This window comes from Thermodesulfitimonas sp. (genome assembly GCF_052743955.1).
In genome coordinates this window covers 1-2,160 of sequence record NZ_JBRAIN010000159.1, presented here as the reverse complement: position 1 = coordinate 2,160, position 2,160 = coordinate 1, and the positions used below count along the sequence as shown (strand labels likewise).

Annotated in this window: 3 protein-coding genes; 2 read left to right on the top strand and 1 reads right to left on the bottom strand. The window is 57.4% G+C overall.

Annotated features, from left to right (window positions below; translation table 11 throughout):
* Both mgtE and ACUVTA_RS09510 read left to right on the top strand, forming a co-directional pair.
* Window positions 1-1,244, top strand: a 1,244-nt coding sequence (mgtE, locus tag ACUVTA_RS09515; protein ID WP_445952699.1) for a magnesium transporter, incomplete at its 5' end; no start/stop codon positions are given.
* On the top strand, window positions 1,219-1,386 hold the full coding sequence (locus tag ACUVTA_RS09510; protein WP_445952698.1) for a magnesium transporter: 168 nt from the start codon (window positions 1,219-1,221) through the stop codon (window positions 1,384-1,386). The genes mgtE and ACUVTA_RS09510, both read left to right, overlap by 26 nt.
* On the opposite strand, the gene ACUVTA_RS09505 is transcribed toward ACUVTA_RS09510, so the two are convergent.
* Window positions 1,361-1,969, bottom strand: coding sequence for a UbiX family flavin prenyltransferase (locus ACUVTA_RS09505; RefSeq protein WP_445952697.1), 609 nt, complete (start codon window positions 1,967-1,969; stop codon window positions 1,361-1,363). The genes ACUVTA_RS09510 and ACUVTA_RS09505 overlap by 26 nt on opposite strands.
* Between the last annotated feature and the right edge of the window lie 191 nt (window positions 1,970-2,160).

The window sequence follows — 2,160 nt, the reverse complement described above, 5'->3', positions numbered from 1 at the left end:
GCTTTTATTCTTGGGGGCGCGGGAAGATGACTGCGGCGACGGTAGATGTGCTGAGTAAGATCAAGCGCTTTCTTGCAGCGGGTCCGACGGAAGGGCTCCGCCGCTTCTTGCGCGAGGTCCACTACGCCGACCTCGCCGAAGTTTTACCGGCGCTGAATCTTGCGCAGCGGATAAAGATTATCCGGATGTGCGAGCCTTCGAAGGCCGCCGCGATACTTTACCAGCTCGACCGTTCCGAGGTCAAGGAACTGCTCGAAGGACTGGGCGAGTGGCGGGCGGCCGCGATCCTGCGCGAAATGTCTACCGACGACGCTGCCGACCTGCTCGGGGAGATGCCCCAGGAAGAGCGGGAACGCTTCCTCTCCCTGATGGGCGCGGCGGAGGCGGAAGACGTCCAGGAATTGCTCGAGTACGGTCCGGATACCGCCGGCGGTCTTATGACCGCGGAGTTCGTCTCCGTGCGGGAGGACGTAACCGCTCAAGAGGCAATAGAGATTCTCCGGGCTACCGCGCCGGATGCCGAAACTGTTTATTACGTCTATGTTGTGGATAAAGAAAACCGGTTGGTTGGGGTAGTCTCTTTGCGGGAATTGATCCTTTCCGCACTCGGTACCCGGGTGGCTGACATCATGCGTACGGAGGTAGTCCGGGTCGACGTTAATACCGACCAGGAGGAGGTAGCCCGGATTGTCGCCAAATACGACTTCCTGGCCGTGCCGGTGGTTGACGCTCGCAATAGGCTCCTGGGTATCGTTACTGTAGACGACATCCTTGACGTAGTAGAGGAAGAGGCGACGGAGGACATCCTGCGGCTGGCCAATATAGAGTATGAAGGGCGGTACTTTGAAGCCGGAGTGGTGAAGAGAGCAACCAAACGGTTGCCGTGGCTGGTCGCGCTGATGTTCGGGGAGCTTCTGGCCGGCCACGTGATCGCTAATTTTTCCGCGACTCTGAGCGCTATAACGGCTCTGGCCTTCTTTATGACCGTAATGGCTGGTGATTCAGGTAACCTGGCTACGCAAACGCTGGCGGTGGTAGTCCGCGGGTTGGCGACCGGGGAGGTAAGCTCGCGCGCGGTTTTGGGTGTGATTTTAGGTGAGGTGCGGGTAGCGGTTATCGTGGGGCTGGTTTCCGGCCTCGTTTTGGCGGGTATCGCTTACGCCTTGGCAGGGGCAAACGTTACTCGGCTTCATCGTCGGGCTCTCTTTGGCCCTAAGCATGATTGTTGCTGCTATCATCGGTAGCCTAGTGCCTCTGGTGATCAACCGCTTTGGTTTTGATCCCGCCTTAGCTTCGGGTCTTTTTATCACAACCCTAATGGATGTTTGCAGCATGCTCATCTACTTCGGGCTGGCCACATTCATTCTGCACCGCTATCTGATTTAGCTTCCCGCTTCAGGTTTGTTGTAGCGCCGCCTTCACCCCACCGGGGGGAAAGGCGGTGTTCTATCCCTAAAAGGTCCAGCACCCGCCCGACGGAGAAGCGGACGAGGTCGTTTATCGTTTGGGGCCGGGTGTAAAAAGCGGGCACGGGCGGCGCAATGATAACTCCTAAGCGGGCTAACTTCAGCATGTTCTGGAGATGAAGGGCGCTGAAGGGCGATTCCCGCGGCATAAGGATGAGGCGGCGGCCCTCTTTGAGCGTTACGTCGGCGGCGCGCTGGATGAGGTTCTCTGCGTAACCACTGGCGATACCTGCAAGGGTCTTCATGCTACACGGGGCGACCACCATGCCCTGGCAGAGGAAGGAGCCGCTGGCTACCGGGGCGTGCAGATCCTCCGCCGCGTAAGCATAGGCCGCAAGCGACCGCACCTCTTCGGGGTTGTACGCTGTTTCGGCCGTAATTAACCGCTCCGCCTGCTGGCTCAGGATGAGGTGGGTTTCTACATTGAGCTGTCTTAACGCTTCAAGCAGGCTGATACCGTAAATGACCCCTGAGGCGCCGGTGATTCCCACGATTATCCGCACTGCAAAGTACCTCCAAAGTTATCGTTCATTTTGGGAACTCGTCATTATGAAGATTTTAGCCGAAACCAGACGCTATTAGAAAGACTATTTTTGCGCGCGGGCAGTAAAGAATGAAGGCTTTACTTTCGGCTACGGTACCGGGGAAATCATCCGCCGGTTTACGGCATAACCATTGAATAGGCGGACTTGTA

Bases quoted from the DNA above. Each gene is read 5' to 3' on its own strand.
- ACUVTA_RS09510 (WP_445952698.1), top strand. From the start codon at position 1,219: ATGATTGTTGCTGCTATCATCGGTAGCCTAGTGCCTCTGGTGATCAAC.